At 71.5% G+C, this 19,763-nt stretch carries 20 protein-coding genes and 1 riboswitch; of the genes, 10 read left to right on the plus strand and 10 right to left on the minus strand.

The window, feature by feature from the left end:
- Window positions 1-81 precede the first annotated feature (81 nt).
- Genes C8E87_RS14520 through C8E87_RS14540 form a run of 5 tightly spaced genes read left to right on the plus strand, consistent with a single transcriptional unit; the run spans window position 82 to window position 3,542 of the window.
- Window positions 82-714, plus strand: a complete 633-nt coding sequence (locus C8E87_RS14520) for a transporter (RefSeq protein WP_133873594.1) — start codon at window positions 82-84, stop codon at window positions 712-714.
- Window positions 711-1,025, plus strand: a complete 315-nt coding sequence (locus tag C8E87_RS14525) for a winged helix-turn-helix domain-containing protein (RefSeq protein WP_133873595.1) — start codon at window positions 711-713, stop codon at window positions 1,023-1,025. Before C8E87_RS14520 ends, C8E87_RS14525 begins: the two co-directional genes overlap by 4 nt.
- 10 nt (window positions 1,026-1,035) lie before the next feature.
- Window positions 1,036-1,992: an ABC transporter ATP-binding protein gene (locus tag C8E87_RS14530; protein WP_133873596.1), complete on the plus strand. Its 957-nt coding sequence runs from the start codon at window positions 1,036-1,038 to the stop codon at window positions 1,990-1,992.
- 8 nt (window positions 1,993-2,000) lie between these two features.
- Window positions 2,001-2,741, plus strand: a complete 741-nt coding sequence (locus tag C8E87_RS14535; protein ID WP_133873597.1) for an ABC transporter permease — start codon at window positions 2,001-2,003, stop codon at window positions 2,739-2,741.
- Between the two features lie 51 nt (window positions 2,742-2,792).
- Window positions 2,793-3,542: a VOC family protein gene (locus tag C8E87_RS14540; RefSeq protein WP_133873598.1), complete on the plus strand. Its 750-nt coding sequence runs from the start codon at window positions 2,793-2,795 to the stop codon at window positions 3,540-3,542.
- A 16-nt stretch (window positions 3,543-3,558) separates the two neighbouring features.
- Here the strand turns inward: C8E87_RS14540 and C8E87_RS14545 are convergent, their stop codons facing one another.
- The 6 genes from C8E87_RS14545 to C8E87_RS14570 form a co-directional block, all read right to left on the minus strand.
- Window positions 3,559-4,323 carry an ABC transporter ATP-binding protein gene (locus C8E87_RS14545; protein ID WP_133873599.1) on the minus strand — a complete coding sequence of 255 codons (765 nt, stop codon included), beginning with the start codon at window positions 4,321-4,323 and terminating at the stop codon, window positions 3,559-3,561.
- Window positions 4,320-5,405, minus strand: a complete 1,086-nt coding sequence (locus C8E87_RS14550; protein ID WP_133873600.1) for a FecCD family ABC transporter permease — start codon at window positions 5,403-5,405, stop codon at window positions 4,320-4,322. The genes C8E87_RS14545 and C8E87_RS14550 overlap by 4 nt, the downstream gene beginning before the upstream one ends.
- On the minus strand, window positions 5,402-6,328 hold the full coding sequence (locus tag C8E87_RS14555) for an ABC transporter substrate-binding protein (RefSeq protein WP_133873601.1): 927 nt from the start codon (window positions 6,326-6,328) through the stop codon (window positions 5,402-5,404). The genes C8E87_RS14550 and C8E87_RS14555 overlap by 4 nt, the downstream gene beginning before the upstream one ends.
- Before the next feature lie 133 nt (window positions 6,329-6,461).
- A riboswitch (cobalamin riboswitch) is annotated at window positions 6,462-6,518 on the minus strand.
- 41 nt (window positions 6,519-6,559) lie between these two features.
- Window positions 6,560-6,922, minus strand: coding sequence for a DUF4229 domain-containing protein (locus C8E87_RS14560; protein ID WP_133873602.1), 363 nt, complete (start codon window positions 6,920-6,922; stop codon window positions 6,560-6,562).
- Window positions 6,923-6,940: 18 nt separating this feature from the next.
- A complete protein-coding gene (locus C8E87_RS14565) occupies window positions 6,941-7,369 on the minus strand; it encodes a hypothetical protein (RefSeq protein ID WP_133873603.1) in 429 nt (142 codons plus the stop codon).
- Between the two features lie 25 nt (window positions 7,370-7,394).
- Complete coding sequence (locus tag C8E87_RS14570; protein WP_133873604.1) at window positions 7,395-8,060, minus strand: hypothetical protein; 666 nt, start codon at window positions 8,058-8,060, stop codon at window positions 7,395-7,397.
- A gap of 284 nt (window positions 8,061-8,344) precedes the next feature.
- On the opposite strand from C8E87_RS14570, the gene C8E87_RS43690 reads away from it, so the two are divergent.
- The 4 genes from C8E87_RS43690 (at window position 8,345) to C8E87_RS14590 (ending at window position 15,559) form a co-directional block, all read left to right on the plus strand.
- A complete protein-coding gene (locus C8E87_RS43690) occupies window positions 8,345-10,030 on the plus strand; it encodes a C40 family peptidase (protein ID WP_239080362.1) in 1,686 nt (561 codons plus the stop codon).
- A gap of 1,945 nt (window positions 10,031-11,975) precedes the next feature.
- Window positions 11,976-12,479, plus strand: coding sequence for a hypothetical protein (locus C8E87_RS43695; protein ID WP_166661165.1), 504 nt, complete (start codon window positions 11,976-11,978; stop codon window positions 12,477-12,479).
- 297 nt (window positions 12,480-12,776) lie between these two features.
- Complete coding sequence (locus C8E87_RS14585; RefSeq protein WP_243755149.1) at window positions 12,777-14,819, plus strand: DEAD/DEAH box helicase; 2,043 nt, start codon at window positions 12,777-12,779, stop codon at window positions 14,817-14,819.
- A gap of 95 nt (window positions 14,820-14,914) precedes the next feature.
- A complete protein-coding gene (locus tag C8E87_RS14590) occupies window positions 14,915-15,559 on the plus strand; it encodes a putative glycolipid-binding domain-containing protein (RefSeq protein WP_203720750.1) in 645 nt (214 codons plus the stop codon).
- Window positions 15,560-15,636: 77 nt separating this feature from the next.
- On the opposite strand, the gene C8E87_RS14595 is transcribed toward C8E87_RS14590, so the two are convergent.
- Entirely contained in the window at window positions 15,637-16,086 is a 450-nt protein-coding gene (locus C8E87_RS14595) for an Lrp/AsnC family transcriptional regulator (protein ID WP_133873606.1), read from the minus strand.
- Between the two features lie 212 nt (window positions 16,087-16,298).
- Between C8E87_RS14595 and C8E87_RS14600 the strand changes: the two genes are divergently transcribed.
- Window positions 16,299-16,574: a BldC family transcriptional regulator gene (locus tag C8E87_RS14600; protein ID WP_030442123.1), complete on the plus strand. Its 276-nt coding sequence runs from the start codon at window positions 16,299-16,301 to the stop codon at window positions 16,572-16,574.
- Here C8E87_RS14600 and C8E87_RS14605 read toward each other — a convergent pair.
- The 3 genes from C8E87_RS14605 to C8E87_RS14615 all read right to left on the minus strand — a co-directional run bounded on the left by C8E87_RS14605 (window position 16,547) and on the right by C8E87_RS14615 (window position 19,659).
- The gene (locus C8E87_RS14605) at window positions 16,547-17,185 is read right to left on the minus strand and encodes a UbiX family flavin prenyltransferase (protein ID WP_133873607.1); all 639 of its coding nucleotides are present in this window, start codon (window positions 17,183-17,185) and stop codon (window positions 16,547-16,549) included. The two genes, C8E87_RS14600 and C8E87_RS14605, sit on opposite strands and share 28 nt — an antisense overlap.
- A gap of 120 nt (window positions 17,186-17,305) precedes the next feature.
- On the minus strand, window positions 17,306-18,202 hold the full coding sequence (gene mqnP / locus C8E87_RS14610; protein WP_133873608.1) for a menaquinone biosynthesis prenyltransferase MqnP: 897 nt from the start codon (window positions 18,200-18,202) through the stop codon (window positions 17,306-17,308).
- Window positions 18,199-19,659: a menaquinone biosynthesis decarboxylase gene (locus tag C8E87_RS14615; protein ID WP_133873609.1), complete on the minus strand. Its 1,461-nt coding sequence runs from the start codon at window positions 19,657-19,659 to the stop codon at window positions 18,199-18,201. The genes mqnP and C8E87_RS14615 overlap by 4 nt, the downstream gene beginning before the upstream one ends.
- Window positions 19,660-19,763 lie beyond the last annotated feature (104 nt).

Here is a 19,763-nt window from a genome sequence, read left to right on the forward strand (position 1 = left end):
AACCGAGAACCCCGGACCAACCCGCAGCCGGCTAACTTTATGGCACAAACTTCTTTGACTTTGTGTTGTAAAGTTCTTTACATGACCCCGATCGACGACGACGCTCCCCCGCTCGACCCGGCCGAGTCCCTGGCCCTGATCGAGCGCGAGCGTCACAACCTGGGCCGCGACCTGGCGCCCGACCCCCGCATGATGTTCTGGCCGTGGGGCCTGGCATGGCTCGTCGGCTTTGCCCTGTTCTTCCTGCGCTTCGGCCCCGACGGCCGGGTCTTCGTCGACCTGCCCGAGTGGATCCCGCTCTCAGTCCTCGCGCTGCTGATGATCACGGCGGGCATCGTCACCGGCGTCGCCGGCAGCCGGGTCAGCCGTCGCATCTCCGGCCCCAGCAGCCGCCAGGGCATCATGTACGGGGTCAGCTGGTCGGTCGCCTTCACCGCCTTCTCGATCCTGTTCGCCCAGTTCGGCAACGTGCTGCCGGAGGACAAGGCGGGCCTGCTGTGGGCCGGCGGCATGGTCGCGCTGACCGGCGCGCTGCACATGGCCGGCGGCGCGATCTGGGACGACCGCGCGTTGTTCACGCTCGGCGCCTGGACCAGCGCGATCAACATCATCGGCATCCTGGCCGGCCCCGGCTGGCACTCGCTGATCGTGGCGGTGGCCGGGGGCGGCGGCATGATCGCGGCCGGCTTGATCGGGTGGCTGCGGCTGCGATGAGCGACAACAACGAACGCCTGGTCACCGAGCTCGACCCCGTGATCCACGCCCAGGCCCGGCTGCGCGTCGTCTCCGCGCTCTCGGTCCTGCGCGAGGACGACCGCATCACCTTCCCCCAGCTGCAGGAATCGCTGCGGATGACGGCCGGCAACCTCTCGGTCCACCTGCGCAAACTCGAGGACGCGGGATACGTCGAGGTCACCAAGACGCATCAGGGCCGCACCCCGGCCACCCTGGTCCGGCTCACCCGCCGTGGCCGGCTCGCGTTCGACGACTACACCGCGGCGCTGCGCGCGCTGCTCAACCCGTGAGGAGTCAGTTGTGACCCTGGCCCGTGCCGTCGACGTCACCCGCCGCTACGGCGACAAGCTCGCCCTCGACGGCGTTTCCTTCTCGGTCGAGCCGGGCGAGCTGGTCGGCCTGCTCGGTCCCAACGGCGCCGGCAAGAGCACCCTGGTCAACCTGCTGACCGGCATCCGGCGGCCCACCTCGGGCACTGTCGAGTTGTTCGGCGGCGACCCCCGGCTCCCGCACAACCGCCGGCATCTCGGCGTCACTCCACAAGAGACCGGGCTGCCCTCGTCGCTGCGGGTGGGCGAAGTCGTCGACTTCGTCTCGGCCCACTACGAGCGCCCGTTGCCCAAGGCTGAGCTGCTCGACCGGTTCGGGCTTTCGGAGCTCGTACGGCGGCAGACCGGCGGGCTGTCCGGCGGTGAGAAACGCCGTGTCGCGGTCGCGCTGGCGTTCGCCGGCCGGCCCCGCATCGTGTTCCTCGACGAGCCGACCACCGGTCTCGACGTCCAAGCCCGTCGCTTCCTGTGGGACGGCATCCGCTCCTTCCAGGCCGACGGCGGCACGGTCGTGCTGACCAGCCACTACCTGGAGGAGATCGAGGCCCTGGCCCGGCGGGTGGTGGTGATCGGGGGTGGCCGGGTGCTCGCCGACGACACTGTCGACGCCGTGCGCGGCCTGGTCGCCGTCCGCCGGGTCAGCCTCAGCTTGAGCAACGCGCTCCCCGAGAGCTTGAGCAACGCGCTCCCCGGGCGACTCAGCGACGCGCTGCCCGAGCACCCGAGCGGCGTGCTGCCCGACCTGGCCGGCGTTGCGAGCGTCGAGCGTGACGGCGACCGGCTGCACCTGCTGACCGCCGACGCCGACCGCCTGGTGCGCGACCTGGTCGCGTACGAGGTGCCCTTCACCGATCTGGAGGTGCGCCCGACTTCGCTCGAGGAGGCGTTCCTGACCATCACCCGGGACAGCGTGCCCGCCGCAGCCTGAGGAGCCCCATGACGTCGCTCGCGCTCACCCACGCCCGTTTCCAGCTGCTCGAAACCGCCCGGATCCCGATCGCCCTGTTCGGCAGCGCGTTCTTCCCGGCCGCGGCGATGCTCGCCTTCGTGGTGCCGTTCGTCGGCGGCAACCCCGAGTACGCCACCGCCGCGACCGCCTCGATGATCACGTTCTCGGTGATGTCGACGAACCTCTTCCAGTACGGGGTGGGGGTCGCCGAGGATCGGGCCCAGCCCTGGGACCCGTACGTGCGCACCCTGCCCGCCGGGGCCGCGCCGCGCTTCGCCGGTCGCATCCTTGCCGGTCTCGCCCTGATGTTCGTCTCGTTGATCCCGGTCGTCCTGATCGCGGCATTCCTGACCGAGGCCACCCTGACGGCGCCCGCGTTCCTGGTCACGGCGGGCACGGTCGTCGCCATCGCCGTCCCGTTCATCCTCATGGGACTCGCGATCGGCTACTCGATGCCGCAGAAGGCCGCGATCGTCGTCGCGCAACTGTTGTTCTTCCCGCTGGCGTTCCTGGGCGGCCTGATGACCGGCCCCGGCATGGCCCCCGGCTTCGTCGAAAACCTCGCGCCTTACCTGCCGACCGGCGGCGCGGTCCGGCTCATGTGGGCGGCGGTCGGTGATTTCCCGTACGACGTGAGCTCGATCACGGCGCTGGCCGGCTGGACGATTGTCCTGGGTTGGGCGGCTGTGTGGGCTTATCGGCGCGACGAGGGCCGGCGGTTCAGCTAGAACCACGACACTTAAGCCTGCCCAAAGGCGCACGGTGCGACGATTCCCGCCATGACCCCTTCGACTCCGGGATCCCCTGCGTGGGTCGATCTCGGCACCGCCGATCCGGTCGACGCGGAGAGGTTCTACACCGCCCTGTTCGGATGGACCTCCGACGTCGCCGGCGACTACACGACCTTCCTGCTCAACGGCCGTCCGGTGGCCGGGGCCGGCCCGCTCTACGGAGTCGGCCAGCCGACGGCCTGGAGCACGTACATCGGCACCGACGACGCCGACGGGGTCGCGTCCCGGGTCGCCGCGAACGGGGGCAAGGTGCTGGTGCCCCCGTTCGACGTGCAGGATCAGGGCCGGATGGCCGCCTTTCTCGACCCGGGCGGCGCGCCGTTCAGCGTGTGGCAGCCGGGCACCATGCGGGGCGCCGAGCTGTTCGACGTGCCCGGGGCGCTGACCTGGAACGAGCTGAACACCCGCGACCTGGACGCATCGATGGCCTTCTACCAAGCGGTGTTCGGCTGGCAGTTCCGCAACAGCTCGATGTCCGGCCTGCCGTACGTGGTGGCCAAGGTGCACGAGACCCCGGTCTGCGGCATGCAGCCGATGCTTCCCGAGGAGTGGCACGACGACGTGGGTCCGCATTGGACGGTTTACTTCGCGATGCCCGACTGCGACGCCGCGACGGACCGGGCGGTGGCGCTGGGCGGTTCCGTCGTGCGCCCGCCGACAACCCTTCCGATCGGCCGGTACGCGGTGCTGGCCGACCCGCAGGGCGGGTGGTTCGCCGTGCTGGCGGGCAGCCGCTGATCGGCCGGCCGGGCACTTACCCGCGTACGGGAACGACCAGCGGACCGTGCTCGCCCTCGATCACCCGCACCCGCACCCGGTAGTGCTTGGCCAGGTTCTCCTCGGTCAGCACCTCCCGGGCCGTCCCGGCGGCGGCCACCGCCCCCGACGACAGCAGCACCAGGCGATCGGCGTACTCCCCGGCAACGGACAAGTCATGCATGGTGGCCAGCACCGTCAGACCCCGCTCGGCGCGCAGCCGGTCGATCAGTTCGAGGACCTCCTGCTGATGGCCGATGTCGAGCGCGCTGGTCGGCTCGTCGAGCAGCAGGATACCGGCGCCCTGGGCGAGCGCGCGGGCCAGGAACACCCGCTGCCGTTCGCCTCCCGAGAGCGTTTCGAGCCTCCGCCCGGCGAACTGCGCGACGTCCAGCGACTCCAGCACCTCCTCAACGGCGGCCACGTCGGCGGCGGACTCCCGGCCGAGCGGGGCGATGTAGGGCGTACGGCCGAGCAGCGCGTAGTCGAGAACCCGCATGCCCGGCGGGACAGTGGGGGTCTGGTTGACCATGGCGATCGTCTTGGCGCGTTCCCGCCGCTGCAGCGAGTCGACCGGCCGGCCGTTGAGCTCGACGACGCCGGTGTACGGCAGCAGCCCGCCGATCGCGCGCAACGCCGTGGATTTGCCGGCGCCGTTGGGCCCGATCACCATCACCCACTCGCCGCGGGCCACGTCCAGGTCCACGCCGTCGACGATCAAGGTCCCGTCGAGCCGTACGCGAAGGTCACGCGCTCTGATCATGAGGTGCTCGCCCGGCTGCGGCGCAGCACCACGATGAAGAACGGCGCGCCGAAGAACGCCGTGACCACGCCGATCGGGATCTCGGCCTGGCCACCCGCCGTACGGGCGAGCAGGTCGGCCAGGGCCAGGAAGGCGCCCCCGAACAGCACCGAGAGCGGCAGGATCGAGCGGTAGCTGGGCCCGGCCAGCAGGCGCATCGTGTGCGGGACGATGATGCCGACGAAACCGATCAGCCCCGACACCGAGACGGCGGCCGCGGTGCCCAGCGAGGCGGCCACGATCAGCAGGTATCGGCTGCGCTGCGGGTGCAGTCCGAGACCGCTCGCCTCCTCGTCACCCACGGTCAGCACGTCCAGTTCACGGCGTTGGGCGAGCACGATGACCGCGGTCACCACGGCGTACGGGAGAACGATCAAAACGTCGTGCCAGCCGGCGGTGGCCAACCGGCCGAGCAGCCAGGAATAGACCTCGCGCAGCGTCTCGACGTTCTGCTGCATGAGGTAGGTCTGCCCGGCCGCCAGGAACGACGACACCGCGACGCCGGCCAGGATAAGGGTGGCGGGCGACCGGTCACGCCCACCGGCCGCCCCGAGCAGCCAGGTCAGTGCGACCGCCAGCAGGGCGCCCGCGAACGCCGCCGCCGGCACCCCGACCGGCAGGTTGGCCGTCGCGTCGCCGGGGGCGCCCGCCCGCAGCGCGATCACCGCGGTCACTCCCAGGCCCGCGCCGGCCGCCACCCCGAGCAGGTGCGGGTCGGCCAGGGGGTTGCGGAAGACGCCCTGGTAGGCGGCGCCGGCCAGGGCCAGCAGGCCACCGACCAGCAGGCCGAGCACAACCCGGGGCAGCCGCAGCTCGGTGAGGATGGCCGCCTCGCGCTCGGTCAGGCCGCTGTGCAGGTCGACCCCGGGAATCAGGTTGAGCAGTTCGATCGCGACCCCGCCCGGCGGCAACGGCACCGAGCCGAGGGCCAGGCCCGCGATCAACGCGACCAGCACCGCGACGACGCCGCCGGCCAGCCAGCCGGCCCGCAGGCCGGCCGGCTTGAGCGTCACGCTCCGGGTGGCCCGGAGCGTTGGTGTCATGCGGGTACCTTGGCCACCGCGTCGGCGATGGCGCGCACCAGGTCAACCGTGCGCGGGCCCCAGCGGGAGGCGATGTCGTCGTCGAGGGCGTGGATCTGGTTGCTCTTGACCGCGGTGATGGTGCTCCACCCCGTACGCGCGGCCACCGTCTGCGGCGTCTGCTTGCAGCACTTGCTGTCGGCCAGGAAGATCATGTCGGGGTCGGACTTGACCAGCGCCTCCTGCGAGAGCTGGGGATAGCCGCCCTTCGCACCGTCCGGGTCGGCGGCGTCGGCCACGTTGGTCATGCCGAACTTGGCGAAGATCGAGCCGATGAACGTCTTCGACGTGACGCTGTAGAAGGTCGGGTCGAGCTCGTAGTAGTAGCTGAGCGGGGTGGCGCGCGCCGGCACGTCCTTGACGATCTTGTCAATGTCCGCGGCCATCCGGGTGTTGAGCGCGTCCGCCTCGGTCTTGTGCCCGGTCAGCGTCCCCAGCTGTCCGATCTGCTGGTACGTGCCGTCGAGGTCGGCCGTGGCCGGCGCCAGGAACACCGGGATCTTCAGCTGGTCGAGCTGCGAAACGATCTTGTCGATGTCGTTGGCCAGGATCACGAGGTCGGGGTCCTTGGCCGCGATCGCCTCGGCGTTCGGCTTGTACCCGGACAGGTCGGTCCGCGGCGCGTCGGCCGGATAGGTGGACTGATCGTCAACCGCGGTGACCTGTGGGCCGGCCCCGATCGCGAAAAGGACCTCGGTGGCGGTCGAGCTCAGCGAGACGATCTTTTCGGGCTTGCTGTCGAGAGTGAGGTCGCCGACGGTCACCGGGTACGCCGCCGCGCCCGCGCTGGTAGGCGCCGTGGTCGCCGGTTCGGCGGCGTCGCCGCAGGCGCCGGCCAGGAGCAGGGTGGTGGCCGCAAGGGCCGCTGTGAGCACGCGTTTCATGAGGTCCTCCGGTCGGCCGGGTGCTGTGCCGACGGGCGTCGGCCGGGTGCTTCGCCGACGAGGCCTCGGGGGGCGGTCCGTCCGCGAGGCGCCCCTCCCCGGGAGCGCTGCTTCGCGACCGTCGTCCAGGCGACCTGGCTCGGCCCCGGAGGGCCATACAGTTGCGGGACAGCGCCGGACTTGCACCGGCTTCGCTGAACGCGGTCCCTCAGACGCTAACCCACCACGCCGTCACGTGCGATCGGCGGGCTTGCCCTTCGTTACGTCCGGCACAGCGGGCCGGCCCTCGGCGTCCGGCACGCGATCACCCTCGGCGTCCGGCGCCACTCGGTCACCCTCGGCGGCCGCTTCCTCGTCGCCCGCCAGGGCGGCACGCAGCCGCGCCTTTTCGGCCGAGCGGCGGGCCGCCACGCTCACCAGTTGCTCGTTCATCTCATTACGCCACTTGGCGAGCAGGAAGTACGACGCGACGGCCGACACAACAATCGCGATCATGCCCGCGACCAGCAGGTTGAGCGGGAAGAACGACAGCAGCCCGAGGACGACGGCGAACAGGCCGACCCGCCCGAGCGTGTACTTGATGGCGGGACTCATCTCACCCTCTTCTCAGCCTCAGCCCGCGCGGTCGTTCAGCCACCGCAGGCCGTAGAACCACACCAGGCAATAGACGACGGTGAAGCCGGCAGCGCCGACCAGCCCGCTGACCAGCGTGGGGAACTGGCTTGCGGCCAGGCCCGCCACCGTCATCCCGCCGGCCACCGCGAAACCGGCGCCCAGCAGCGCGACCACCACTCGCGAGGCGCCGAAGCCCTCGGCCCGGAACTCCTCGACGAACAGCCACACCGGAAGGATGATGGCCAGCCAGCCGCTGGTGTCGCCGAACTCGGAGACGTGGGTCAGCGACAGGATCGCCTCGAGGATCAGCAGCAGAACGGCGCCCGTCACCAGCCCGGCCAGGGCGGTGCCGATGAGGTCACCGATGGTGGCCAGGCGTCCACTGGGGTCGCGGCGCGGCCGGCGCTCGCTCTTCGTGTCCGTCATGACATGTGCAGACTACGCGCCCGGCTCAGGCCCAGACCTGCTGCGGCTCGCTGCGGCGTCCGGCCAGCGACGGTGCCGGGTCGTGCTCGCGGACGACCTCGTAGTTCGCGTCGCGCTCGGCAGGCCGGAAACCCGCGTCCCAGATGAGATCGAGCAGGTCGTCACCGGTGATGCCGTCGGTGAGCGAGCCGTCCAGGTCGTCGGCGCCGAAGTTGAGCGTGAGCTGGGCGACCGACAGGCCATGGTTGGCCCACAGCGACTTGACGTGCGGCACGTTGTCGACCAGCAAGCGGGCCACGGCGAACGTCTTGAGCGACTCGGCGGGCGCGGCGGTCTCGGTGTGATCACGCGACTCGGGCTGGTGCAGCAGCGGGATCAGAACCTTGAAGCCGCCGGTCGCGTCCTGCTGCTCACGCACCCGCATCAAGTGATCAAGGCGCTGCCCGTGGTCGTCGTTCCCCCCGTACGGGAGGAGGGCCGCGGCCGCCGACTCACCATTGATCTCGCCGGCCGGGTCGAGGTCTGTCGTGAACAGCACCCGGTCGCCGTTGAGCTCGGTGCGCCGGTGGTGGGCCAGCCGGCCGAGCCACGCCAGGTCGTCGCTCGCGAACAGCGCCTCGCCGTCCGCACGGCTCAACCGCTCGCCCGCGTACACCTTGGCCTCGAGCTCGCCCCTGCGTCCGGCATCCATCAGTCGCAACCCTTCCCACGCGCGGCCGTCTCCGCCGTCGAGCCTACGTCCCGCCGATAACGATCCCGATTTGGCAGCTCGTCCCGGAGGCGCAGGTCACGCGCCTGTTCGCCCGATTCCCAGGCTTCTTTCATCTTCGATCAATCGACAGGCATGTTCAGCGTGATGTATGCCTTTAGGGGGAACGGCGTGCGGCGCCCTGCGTCGCGGCGGACGGGGAGCAGATGACGACAGCACGAGTCGGGGCCCGGCGATCACTCAGAGCGCGCCCATGGTGGCGTCCTGTGGTGATCTCTGCTGTCGCCGCCGGCATCGCCGTACTGTTTCATCCCGTCCCCGCCCTGGCCGACCCGGCGGCTGCTCCGCAGGACACCTTCAACGTGGCCGTGCCCGACGTCGGCGCCCGCCCGATGCCCCTCGGCACGCTGATGCTCCCGGGTCAGAAAACGCCGAACCCCACCCCGACCGCCACGTTGACCGGCGCCGCCACCAGCCCCGCCCTGCAGCAGATCGAGAAGGGCCGCAACGCCATCGCGGCCCTGGGCGACGAGCTGATCCAGGCCGGGCAGGATCGTGACCTGGCCCGTGACCAGCGCACCGCGGCCGACCTCAAGGTGAAACAGGCGTCCGAGGTGCTGCAGCAGGCTCAGGCCGCCGCGGCCGAGGCGGCCGCCCAGGCCATCATCGACGCGGCCGCCGCCCCGCCCGGCGGGCTCGGCGGGCTGTCCGACCTCGGCGACCTCGCCCGCCTGCAGCGTGGCGACGACACCCAGCAGGCCATCGCCCGGCAGATCGAGCTGGCCCAGGTCACCACTCAGCTCGCGCTCGACGAGCAGGCGCTGAGCACCAAGCGGCACACCGAGCTCGAGGCGAAGTACAACAAGATCAACGCCAACCTGACCCAGAAGCAGGCCGCCCAGCAGCGCCTTGAGCTCGCGCACGCCGACGAGCTGGCCGCCGCCGAGGCCACCCAGGCCGGGGTCGACAACGCCCTCGGCCAGGGCTATCTGGCCGGCGCCGAGGCGGGCCGTGGCGCGGACGCGCGGGCCATGCAGGCGGTGCGGTTCGCGCTCGCCCAGCGCGGCGACCCGTACGTCTGGTCCGAGGAAGGCCCGGACGAGTACGACTGCTCCGGGCTCATGTACGCGGCGTACCGCTCGGTGGGTTTCCAGCTGACCCGGGTCTCCCGCGACCAGTACTGGCAGACCCGCAACAAGGTGGTCTCGCGCTATTCGCTGCTCCCGGGCGACCTGCTGTTCTTCAGCTCCTCCAACAGCTGGCGGGGCATTCACCACGTCGCCATGTACGCGGGTGACGGCATGATGGTCGAGGCTCCGCGCAGCGGTCTCAACGTGCGCCTGGTGCCCGTACGGTGGTCACGCCTGTTCCAGGCCACCCGGATCTTCGGCTCGATCGAGGGCATCGTTCCCGGCCCCGAGCTGGGCGCGCCCGACCCCGACCCGACGACGGGCATCCCGCCGACCCGGCCGACGCTGCCGACCATCCCGACAACCCCGCCGAAGAGCCCCACGACGCCGCCCAAGAGCCCGTCGACCCCGCCGAGGACCCCGACGACGCCGCCGACCACCCCGACGACGCCGCCCACCACACCGCCGACAACGCCGCCCACCACACCGCCGACGACGCCGCCGACCACACCACCGGCCACCACACCGGCCACGACCCCGCCGGCGACCAACCCGACGCCGGACAACCCGCCGTCCAACGGTGGCGGCGAGAGCAGCCCGTCGGGCGGCGGTTCCTCGGGCGGCAGCTCTTCCGGCGGCAACTCCTCTGGCGGCAACTCTTCCGGCGGCAACTCTTCCGGCGGCAGCTCCTCAGGCAGCAGTTCCTCTTCGAGCAGCTCTTCCAGCGCCGGCTCGAAGTCGCCGACGAGCTCGACCAGTTCGGCCAACGCCGCCGAGTCGGCGAGCAGCCGGGCGGGCACGGCGTCCCCTTCCGGCTCCTGACGACCGGTCCGGCGCCCGTAGTCCTTTTCGGTCTTCCCGTCCCGTCGGGTGATCAACCTCGAGGTGTTCGAATTTCGCCTTTCCGGTGGTCAGTGCCGAGCCGGGGGCCTGGTCCGGTTGATGCCGGGTGTGCTGACGCGCACGGATATGGCACGGTTATGTGCAGCGCCCGACGACCGAATCCGTCGGCACGCGGCGGTCGGGAGGATCCATGGACGAGCGGCAGGCGACACCGGACAGCGACGGCATGAAGCCGCCGGCTGCGCGGACGCCGGCGGGCGACCAGGACGGATACGCTCCGCCGCCACCGCCGGCCCCGGGCGCCCTCTGGGCGGCCAAGCAGCCGGCCCCCGACACGGTCAAGGCCTCGCCCGCCCGCGCGCCGGGCGCTTCCCTTCCCGCCGCATCCACGCCCGGCGGCGCTCCCACTTCGGGCGCCCCCGTGCCCGGCTCCCCGGGCGGCCCCATCTTCGATGCCCCCGCCTCCGGCAGCCCGGCCTCCGGCTCTCCCACCTCAGGCGCCCCTGCTTCCGGCGCGACTGGATCGGCGTCGCGAACCTCGGCTGCGGGCCCCTCGACGTCGGGCGCTTCCCCGTCCGGCGCGTCGACGCCAGGCACTTCACCGTCCGGCGCGACATCCTCGGGTGCCACCCCGCCCAGCCCCACGACCCCAGGCACCCCAACCTCCAGCGCCACACCCCCGGGTGCCACCCCCTCCAGCGCTGCGTCCTCGGGCGCTGCACCGTCCGCGGGGGCCCCTGACTCTGGTGCGAAGGCCGTCGGGTCGGCGCGACCGGTCAGCCCGGCGTCCGAGATGGCCCCCGAGCGGGTCGACGGTGTCAGCCGCCGCCTGCCGACCACGTTGGGCAGCGGCGCGGCCCGGGCCACCGTGCCCGGTTCGATCAGTCCCGACTCGGTCGGCGCGGCCCGCGCGGCCGGCTGGGGCACCGGCGAAGCCAAGCTCTACGGCAGCAAGACCCCCGATGAGGCCGGCGCCAAGGTGGTCAAGCCCACCGTCGTCGCCTCCACCCCGGTCTCCGCGGCCCCCGCTGCCCCGGTAGTAGCTTCCAACCCCGGGTCCGATCCGCCGTCTCCTACGTCCGGATCCGCAACAGGCACCTCGTCCGCCGCCGGAACGGCCTCCTCAGCCCGGCCATCGGGGACGGCCGCCGTGGGGGCTTCGACGGGGTCCGCCGCGGTCCGCCCCGGGGCACGGGGCGAGGTTGGACACGAGAGCCGATCGGTTATGGCTCGGGCCCGGGTCACGCCGCCGCCGAGCGGGTCGAAGCCGGCGCGCGCCGGGGAGCCCACCCCTGAGCCGGGCGATCCGCGGCCATCAGATCCGGAGCCCGGTCAGCCGCAGCCCGGCGATCCGCAGCCGAATCGGCCCGACCCCTCGAAGCCAGGCGACCCGCACCCGGATAAGCCGGAGCCAGGCCGGCCCGAACCGGGTAAGCCGGAGCCTGGTGACCCGCACCCGGGTGAACCGGAGCCCGGTGAGCCCGAGCCGGAGCGTCCCGCGCCGGTCCCGGCCCCGCCGAAGCGTCCGCAGCCCGAACGGCCCGAGCCGACCAGCCCGGCGCCCGGCCGGCCGGAACCGATCCGCCCGCCGGATCCGTTCCCGGCCCCGCCGTCACCCGGGCCGTTCCCTGCGCCCACCCCGGGTCCGTTCCCGAGCCCGGCCCCCGGCCCGGCGCCGACGCCGCCCGGTCCCGCGCCGACGCCGCCCGCGCCCAGCCCGCCCGCACCCAGCCCGACCCCGCCCGGCCCGGTTCCGCCCGGTCCAGGGCCGTCACCGGTGCCGCCGGGTCCGGGTCCCTCGCCCGTGCCGCCCGTCCCCGGGCCGTTCCCGGGTCCGCCCGGGCCGTCGCCCAGCCCGGTGCCACCGCCGCCCGGTCCGAGCCCGGTGCCGGGGCCGCCGCAGCCGGTCGTTCCACCGCCGCCGATGATTCAGAGTGGGCTGCCGTCGTACACCGTGCCGCCGGCCACCGGTGGACGCTCGCCGGCCGCCACCACTCCGTTCGGGGTCGTCGGGCCGGAGGCCAGGACCACGCCGTTCGGCGCGACTTCGCCTCGGCCGTCCGGTGCGGAGGCGACGCCGGCCGCTCGAGCCGACGACGTCCCCGCGTACCCTCCGGGCTTCGATCCGGAGCCGACGGCGGCAGTCCCGCGGCAGATGCAACCCGGCACCCTGTACGGCACCGGCGGCTACGAGACGATCGACGCCACCATGCCCGTTTCCACCAACGCGGTGGAGAATTCCGGGTCGCTTACCGGACACATTCTGGCCCAGGGCTGGCACGACGAGGTCGTCGACCGCAAGCGCAGCAACCTCAAGGTCGCCATCGCCATGCTGGTGGTGTTGGGCCTGCTGGTGACGGTGAGCATCGTGTTCCTGCTGACCGCCGGGAGCTCGTTCAGCGACTGGATCGGCGGGGTCTTCTCGTAGCAGGGGCGCGCTGTGCCGCGTACGGGAAATTTGGATTGTGGCGCTGTGTGACCCTAAGCTGGTCGGGTTTGCGCGTCCGGGGCGTCGTGCCGTGTGTCACTTGTGCGGTGAGCCTGCCCACTACCGGAGCGGAATGCAGTCGGCGCGCAAAACGTTGCGCCGTACACTTATGACAGTTATTGACGCGGCGTGCCCATCCGGTGCACGCCACGGGCGTTCTTGCGGGGATTACAGCGGCCGGCTTTCGACAGCCGCGGCGGGCCATTCGCGAGCATGCGCCCCCGTAGAGAGGTTCTCTTGACCACTTTCGCTGATCCCAGCACGTTCCCGTCCGTCTTCGAAGACCGTTCCACCGATGAGCAGACCCCCGAGGCCGTCGACACCGAGGCCGTCGACACCGAGGCCATCGACACCGACGCCGTGAACGTCGAGGCCGACGCTGTGACCGTCGAGACCGCGGCCGCCGCAACGGCCGAGACCGACGCGGTACCCGTCGAGGAGACCGTCGTCACGGTCGAGACGCCCGAGCAGCCGGCAGCGGCCATCGAGGCGCCGATCGCGATCGAGGAGCCCGTCGAGGCCGCGGTCGCCGTTCCCACCTTCGCCGAGCTCGGCCTGCCGCAGGAGCTGGTGCGCGTCCTCAGCCGTGAGGGCATCACCACGCCGTTCGAGATCCAGGCCGCGACCATGCCCGACGCTCTGTCCGGCCGCGACGTTCTCGGCCGCGGCCAGACCGGTTCCGGCAAGACGCTGGCGTTCGGCCTGCCGCTGCTGGCCCGCGTCGCGCAGGGGGGCCGGGCCCGCCCGCACCACCCCAAGGCCCTGATCCTGGTGCCGACGCGCGAGCTGGCGATGCAGGTCGCCGACGCGCTGATGCCCCTGGGCCGCTCGGTCGGTGTCTTCCTCAAGACCGCCGTCGGCGGCGTGCCGTACGACCGTCAGATGGACGCGCTCCGTCGCGGCGTCGAGGTCATGGTGGCCACCCCGGGCCGGCTCGGCGACCTGATCGAGCGCGGCGCCTGCAAGCTCGACGACATCGAGATCACCGTCCTCGACGAGGCCGACCAGATGGCCGACATGGGCTTCCTGCCCGAGGTCACCGAGCTGCTGGCCAAGACCCCGCAGAAGGCGCAGCGCCTGCTCTTCTCGGCCACTCTCGACGGTGACGTCGACGCGCTGGTCAAGCGGTTCATGCACGACCCGGTGACGCACTCGACCGCCCCGGCCGAGGCCAGCGTGTCCACCATGGACCACCACCTGCTGCTGATCCCGCCGCACGACAAGTTCCCGATCGCCGCGTCGATCGCGAACCGGGCCGGCAAGACGATCGTCTTCGCCCGTACGCAGATGGGCGTCGACCGGCTGGTCGAGCAGCTGCGGCAGGTCGGCGTCCGGGCCGGCGGGCTGCACGGCGGCAAGACCCAGCGGGTCCGCACCCGTACGCTCGCCGAGTTCAAGGAGGGCCGCACCAGCGTCCTCGTGGCGACGGACGTGGCCGCCCGCGGCATCCACGTCGACGGCATCTCGCTGGTCATGCACGTCGACCCGCCCAAGGACCCGAAGGACTACCTGCACCGGGCCGGTCGCACGGCGCGGGCCGGCGAGTCGGGCGCGGTCGTCACCCTGGTGCTGCCCAAGCAGCGCCGCAGCACGCAGGCCATGATGTCCAAGGCCGGTGTCGCGCCGGCCGAGACTCGGGTGCGTAACGGCGACGAGAAGCTGATCGAGATCACCGGCGCCCGCGAGCCCAGCGGCGTGCCCGTGGTCGACGAGCCGGAGCCCCGCCGCGATCGTGGCGACCGGCCGCGGGGCCGCTTCGGCGACCGTCCGCGCGGCTCGTACGGTGACCGCCCGCGTGGTGACCGTCCGCAGCGCTCGTACGGTGACCGCCCGCAGCGGTCCTACGACGACCGGCCCGCCGGTGACCGTCCGCAGCGGTCCTACGGTGACCGTCCGTCGGGCGACCGGCCGGAGCGTGGCGGCTACGGCGACCGCTCCCGCGGCGACCGTCCGCAGCGCTCGTTCGGCGACCGCCCCGAGCGCGGCGGATACGGCGACCGCACCGGTTCGAGCGACCGCGGCGGATACGGCGACCGGGCCGGTTCCGGCGACCGGGGTGGCTACGGCTACCGGAGCGGCTCGGGTGACCGGCCTGGCTCGGGTGACCGGCCTGGCTACGGTGACCGGTCGGGATCGAGTGACCGCCCGAGCGGCGAGCGTGGCTACGGCCGCAACGGCGAGCGGGCCGGTGGCTTCCGGCGCGACAACAACCAGCGGAACGACCGCCGCGAGGGGCCCTCGGGCCGCTTCGGCGCTGCCCGCCCGGCGCGCTCCTACTGACGCGCGCCTGAACTCACCGGACGCCCGGCATCTCCCCAGGGGAGGTGCCGGGCGTTCGGCTTTCCCCGGGGCGGCCGCGGGGGTAGACAGGAGGGATGCTGCCCTCCTCGTTGTTCTGGCAACGCAAGGACACCGCCGGCTCCGAGCACGTGCTGGCCGACACCGCCGACGGCCTTTACGCCCGCGGCACGGCGCTCGCGGTCGACCCGATCCCCTACACCTGCCGTTACGAGCTGCGCACCGACCCGGAGTGGGTCACCGGCTTCTTCGACGTGGCCGTCGAGGGCGCGGGTTGGAGCCGCAGTGTGCGCCTCGACCTGGCGGCCGGCCGCTGGCGGGTCACGACGGCCGAGCGGGGCAGCCTCGACTCGGTGCTGTCGTCGGCCGGGCACGCGGGCGCGGGCCTGCCCGGCACGGAGGATCCCGATCTGCTGTACGGCGCGTTCGACGTCGACCTGGGTGGCTCGCCGCTGACCAACACGTTGCCCATCCGCCGGCTCGGCCTGCACCGGGCGGCCGCCGACGGCACCGCGCATCGGCTCAGCGTGGCCTGGGTGCTGCTGCCCAGTCTCGAGGTGGTGCAGGCCGACCAGATCTACACCGCGCTCGGGGAGGGCCGGGTCCGGTTCGCGAGCGAGACGTTCAGCGCCGACCTGTCGATCGACGAGGACGGCTTTGTCGTGGACTATCCGGGGCTGGCGGCGCGGGCTGGTGACCCGCACCTCCAGAGCGCCGGCTGAGGGCGTACGGGTGCTCTGATCGGCCTTTGATCGTCAGCCTGCCCGATGCGCGCCGCCCGCGGGCGGGAACCCGGGAATCACCCGATGCCGGGCTGTGGACGGTTCTCCCACTTCGTGGACAAGGCGATGGCCGTACGGGTGGAGGCGACGCCCGGTGTGCGGTTGATGCGCACGATGAGCTGCTCGAGCTCGGCGATCGTGCCGACCCGGACGGTCAGCTGGTACGACTCCACGCCGGCCATGAAGTAGCAGCTCTCCACCTCGGGCATGGCTCGCACGGCGGCCAGCACGTCGTCGGTGTCGGCCCCGGAGTCCTCGATGATGCCGATCAGCGCGGTCACGCCCAGGCCCAGCGCCTCGTGGTCGACCTCGGCGCGGTAGCCGCGGATGGTGCCGGCCGCCTCGAGCTTGCCCACCCGCTCGTGCACGGCCGGCGCGGAGAGCCCGACCTTGCGTGCGAGCTCGGCATACGACGAGCGGGCATTGTCCCGTAGCAGGTCGATCAGCCGTAGGTCGATGGAGTCCATGGTGATGACCCTAAACGGGTGGCAGAACGTCACTCACGCCCGGTAGCGACGATTCGGCGGCAGGATAACGATCACTGTCGCAATTAGGGCTTTTTCCGCATTCCAGGGACTCGGTTCCGGGGCAATGCTCTAATGGCTTTACGTCCCGATCGAGCACGCCGACACTCACCGTGATCACGGCCGCTCCAAATGACCGACGCGAGGAGGGGGCTGTGGACACTGGAGATCGCTTGCTCACACCAGGCGAGGTGGCCGCGCTGTTCCGCGTCGACCCGAAGACAGTCACGCGATGGGCCGCAGCCGGACGCATCGGCAGCATTCGCACACCGGGTGGCCATCGTCGGTTCCGCGAGTCCGAGGTCCGCGCGTTGCTGGAAGGCGACGGCGTGGTCGAGGAGATGCGCGAGGACGACGCCGCCAACCGCCCACGCAACGCGGGTCCGACGAACCCGGGCATGGGCTACGGCCCGCCCAACGGGTTGCGCTGAGCGTTCAGCTCGCCTTTCCACCGGGTCAGGAGCGTGTGCGCCACACCCATGGCGTCCAGCGCCTTGCCCGCCACGAAATCGATGAGCTGCTGCGCCGTGGCCTGCGCCCCGGAGCCGTAGAAACCGGGGCTGGCCGGCAGCACGACCGCCCCGGCATCGTGCAGGGCGATCAGGTGCTCCAGGTGACTGCGTGTAACCGGCGTTTCCCGGGGCACCACGACCGTACGCCGTCGCTCCTTGAGGTTGACCTCGGCCGCGCGCTGCAGCAGATCCTTGGACAGGCCGATGGCGATGCCCGCGCACGCCGCCGTGCTGGCCGGCACCACGATCATGCCCTTGGCCGGGTATGACCCGCTGCTCGGTCCGGCGGCCAGGTCACCGGCCGGCCAGTACGTCAGGTCGCCCAGGTCGCGGCCCAGCCAGGCGCCGACGTCGTCCTTCCAGTGGGCGTCGCGGACGGTCGCGCCGGTCTCGTCGAGGATGGTGAGCCGGGCCGCCTTCGAGATCACCAGGTCGACCGCCTCGCCCGCGTCGAGCAGCCCGCTCAGCACCGCCCTGGCGTAGGGCGTGCCCGAGGCACCCGAGACACCGACGACCCACGGTTCACGCATGCCTCAAGTGTGCCCGCCAGTCGCGCGCCGTCCGGGCGGAAGTGGGGAACGACTCGGCCCTGTTCTGGCCGCTCTCGCCGGACGGAGCCGCCGGGGGAACGGCACACCGGCCGGCCATGGTCACAGGAGGAGCAGGTCGAGCAGGGCGAAGAGGAACAGGGCGATGCCGACGAAGCCGTTGGCGGTGAAGAACGCCCGGTTGACCTTGGACAGGTCGTCCGCGGTGACGACGACGTGCTGGTAGACGAACGCGGCCGCGGTCAGGAGCAGGCCGATCCACCAGAGCCACCCGAGACCCACGAGCTGGCCGAACCAGACGAACGCCGCGAACGTCACCACGTGGGTGACGGTGGAGATGTGCAGGGCCGTGCGCACGCCGAAACGGGCCGGGGTCGAGTGCACGCCGATCCTGCGGTCGACCTCGACGTCCTGGCAGGCGTAGATGATGTCGAAGCCGCCGATCCAGAGCCCGACCGCGAGGCCCAGCACCCAGGCCGGGCCCGAGCCGTCGAACGTGCCGGTGATCGCCAGCCAGGCGCCGACCGGGGCCACTGCCTGGGCCAGCGCGAGCACGTAGTGCGGGAAGTTCGTGAACCTCTTGGCGTACGGGTAGACCACCAGCGGGATCACGGCGAGCGGCGACAGCACGAGGCAGAGCGGATTGAGCAGGGCTGCCGCCGCGAACAGGACCACCAGCGAGACGGCGGCGCCGGTCCAGGCCGTACGGAGCGACACCGCGCCGGTGACGAGCTCGCGGTTCTGCGTACGGGGGTTGAGGGCGTCGATCTTGCGGTCGAGGATGCGGTTGGCCGCCATCGCGAAGGTGCGGCCGGCGACCATGGCCACGGTGACGAGAAGCAGGTCGAGCCAGTGAACGCCGGTGCCGAGGCGGTCGAGCGCCACGGCCGCGGACAGGTAGGCGAACGGCAGCGCGAACACCGAGTGCTCGATGGCGACCAGGCGCAGGAACGCCTTGACCTTGCCGGGTTTCTCGGGCGTCGCCGCGACCGCCGTCATATGCCGTACTCCTTCCAGCGCTTGTCCACCAGGCTGCTGACCTCACCGGACATCACCATTTCCTCGGGCCAGCCTCGTGAGTAGCCCTCCGACGGCAGCTTACGGGTGGCGTCGATGCCCGCCTTGCCGCCCCAGAACTGCTGGTAGGACGCGTGGTCGAGGTGGTCGACAGGGCCCTCGGTGAGCAGCAGGTCGCGGCTGTAGTCGACGTTGCCGAGCGCGCGGAAGGCGACCTCGTTGTAGTCGTGGACGTCGCAGTCCTCGTCGACGATGACGATCAGCTTGGTGAACGACATCGAGTGGGCGCCCCAGATCGCGTTCATGATCTTTTGCGCGTGTTTCGGGTAGCGCTTGCGGATCGAGACGATCGCGCAGTTGTGGAAGACGCCGGCCGAGGGCAGGTCGTAGTCGACGATGTCGGGGATCAGCATCTTGAGCAGCGGCCGGAAGAGGCGCTCGGTCGCCTTGCCGAGGCCGTGGTCCTCCTGCGGCGGCTTCGACGTGATGATCGAGTGGTAGATCGGCTTCTTGCGCATCGTCATGCACTCGATGTGCAGCACCGGGAACGGCTCGACCGGGGTGTAGAAACCGGTGTGGTCGCCGAACGGGCCCTCGGGCAGCCGTTCGCCGGGCTCGAGATAGCCCTCGAGGATGATCTGGGCCTCGGCCGGCACCTGCAGCGGGACGGTCAGGCAGTCGACCATCTCGACCCGCTCGCCACGCAGGAAGCCCGCGAACAGGTATTCGTCGATGTCGGAGGGCAGCGGCGCGGACGCCGAATAGCTGACCACGGGGTCGCAGCCGATCGCGATGGCCACCGGCAGGCGCTGACCGAGGCGCTCGGCGACCGCGTGGTGGGCGGTGGAGTCCTTATGGATCTGCCAGTGCATGCCGAGCGTGTTCCTCGAGTGCTGCTGCAGGCGATAGAGCCCGAGGTTGCGCTTGCCGGTCTCGGGGTGCTTGGTGTGGGTGAGGCCGAAGTTGTGGAAGATGCCGCCGTCACCGGGCCAGACCTGCAGGCCGGGCAGCAGGCCGAGATCGACCTCGTCGCCCTTGAGCACCACCTCTTGGCACGGGGCCGTCTTGACCTTGCGCGGCGGCAGCGACTTGAGCTGAAGCACCTTGCCGATGCCCTCGCGGATACCGGACCAGCCGACCGGAAGCTCCGGCTTGATCATCCCCCCGATGCGGTCGCCCACCTCGTCAAGACTTTCGACCCCGAGGGCCATGGCCATCCGCTTCTCGGTGCCGAAGAGGTTGATCGCCAGCGGCATCGAGCCACGGGTCGGCCGCTCGAACAGCAGAGCCGGGCCGCCCTCGCGGACCGTACGGGTCACCACCTCGCTGATCTCGAGCGTCGGGTCGACCGGGACGGTCACCCGCCGCAGCTCGCCGGCCGCCTCGAGGGCGTCGAGGAAGCTCTGCAGATCTTCATAGGGAAACCCACGAGGCGCCATGACAACCAGTCTGGCGCACGGCTCCGACAGTTCCGCGTCCGGGCGATCACCGTCACCCGCGATGTCCGATTCGAGTTGAGTGGGCGATTGTCGAACTGAACTCG

Origin of the sequence: Paractinoplanes brasiliensis (assembly GCF_004362215.1) — a bacterium.
GTDB classification, from domain to species: Bacteria; Actinomycetota; Actinomycetes; order Mycobacteriales; family Micromonosporaceae; genus Actinoplanes; species Actinoplanes brasiliensis.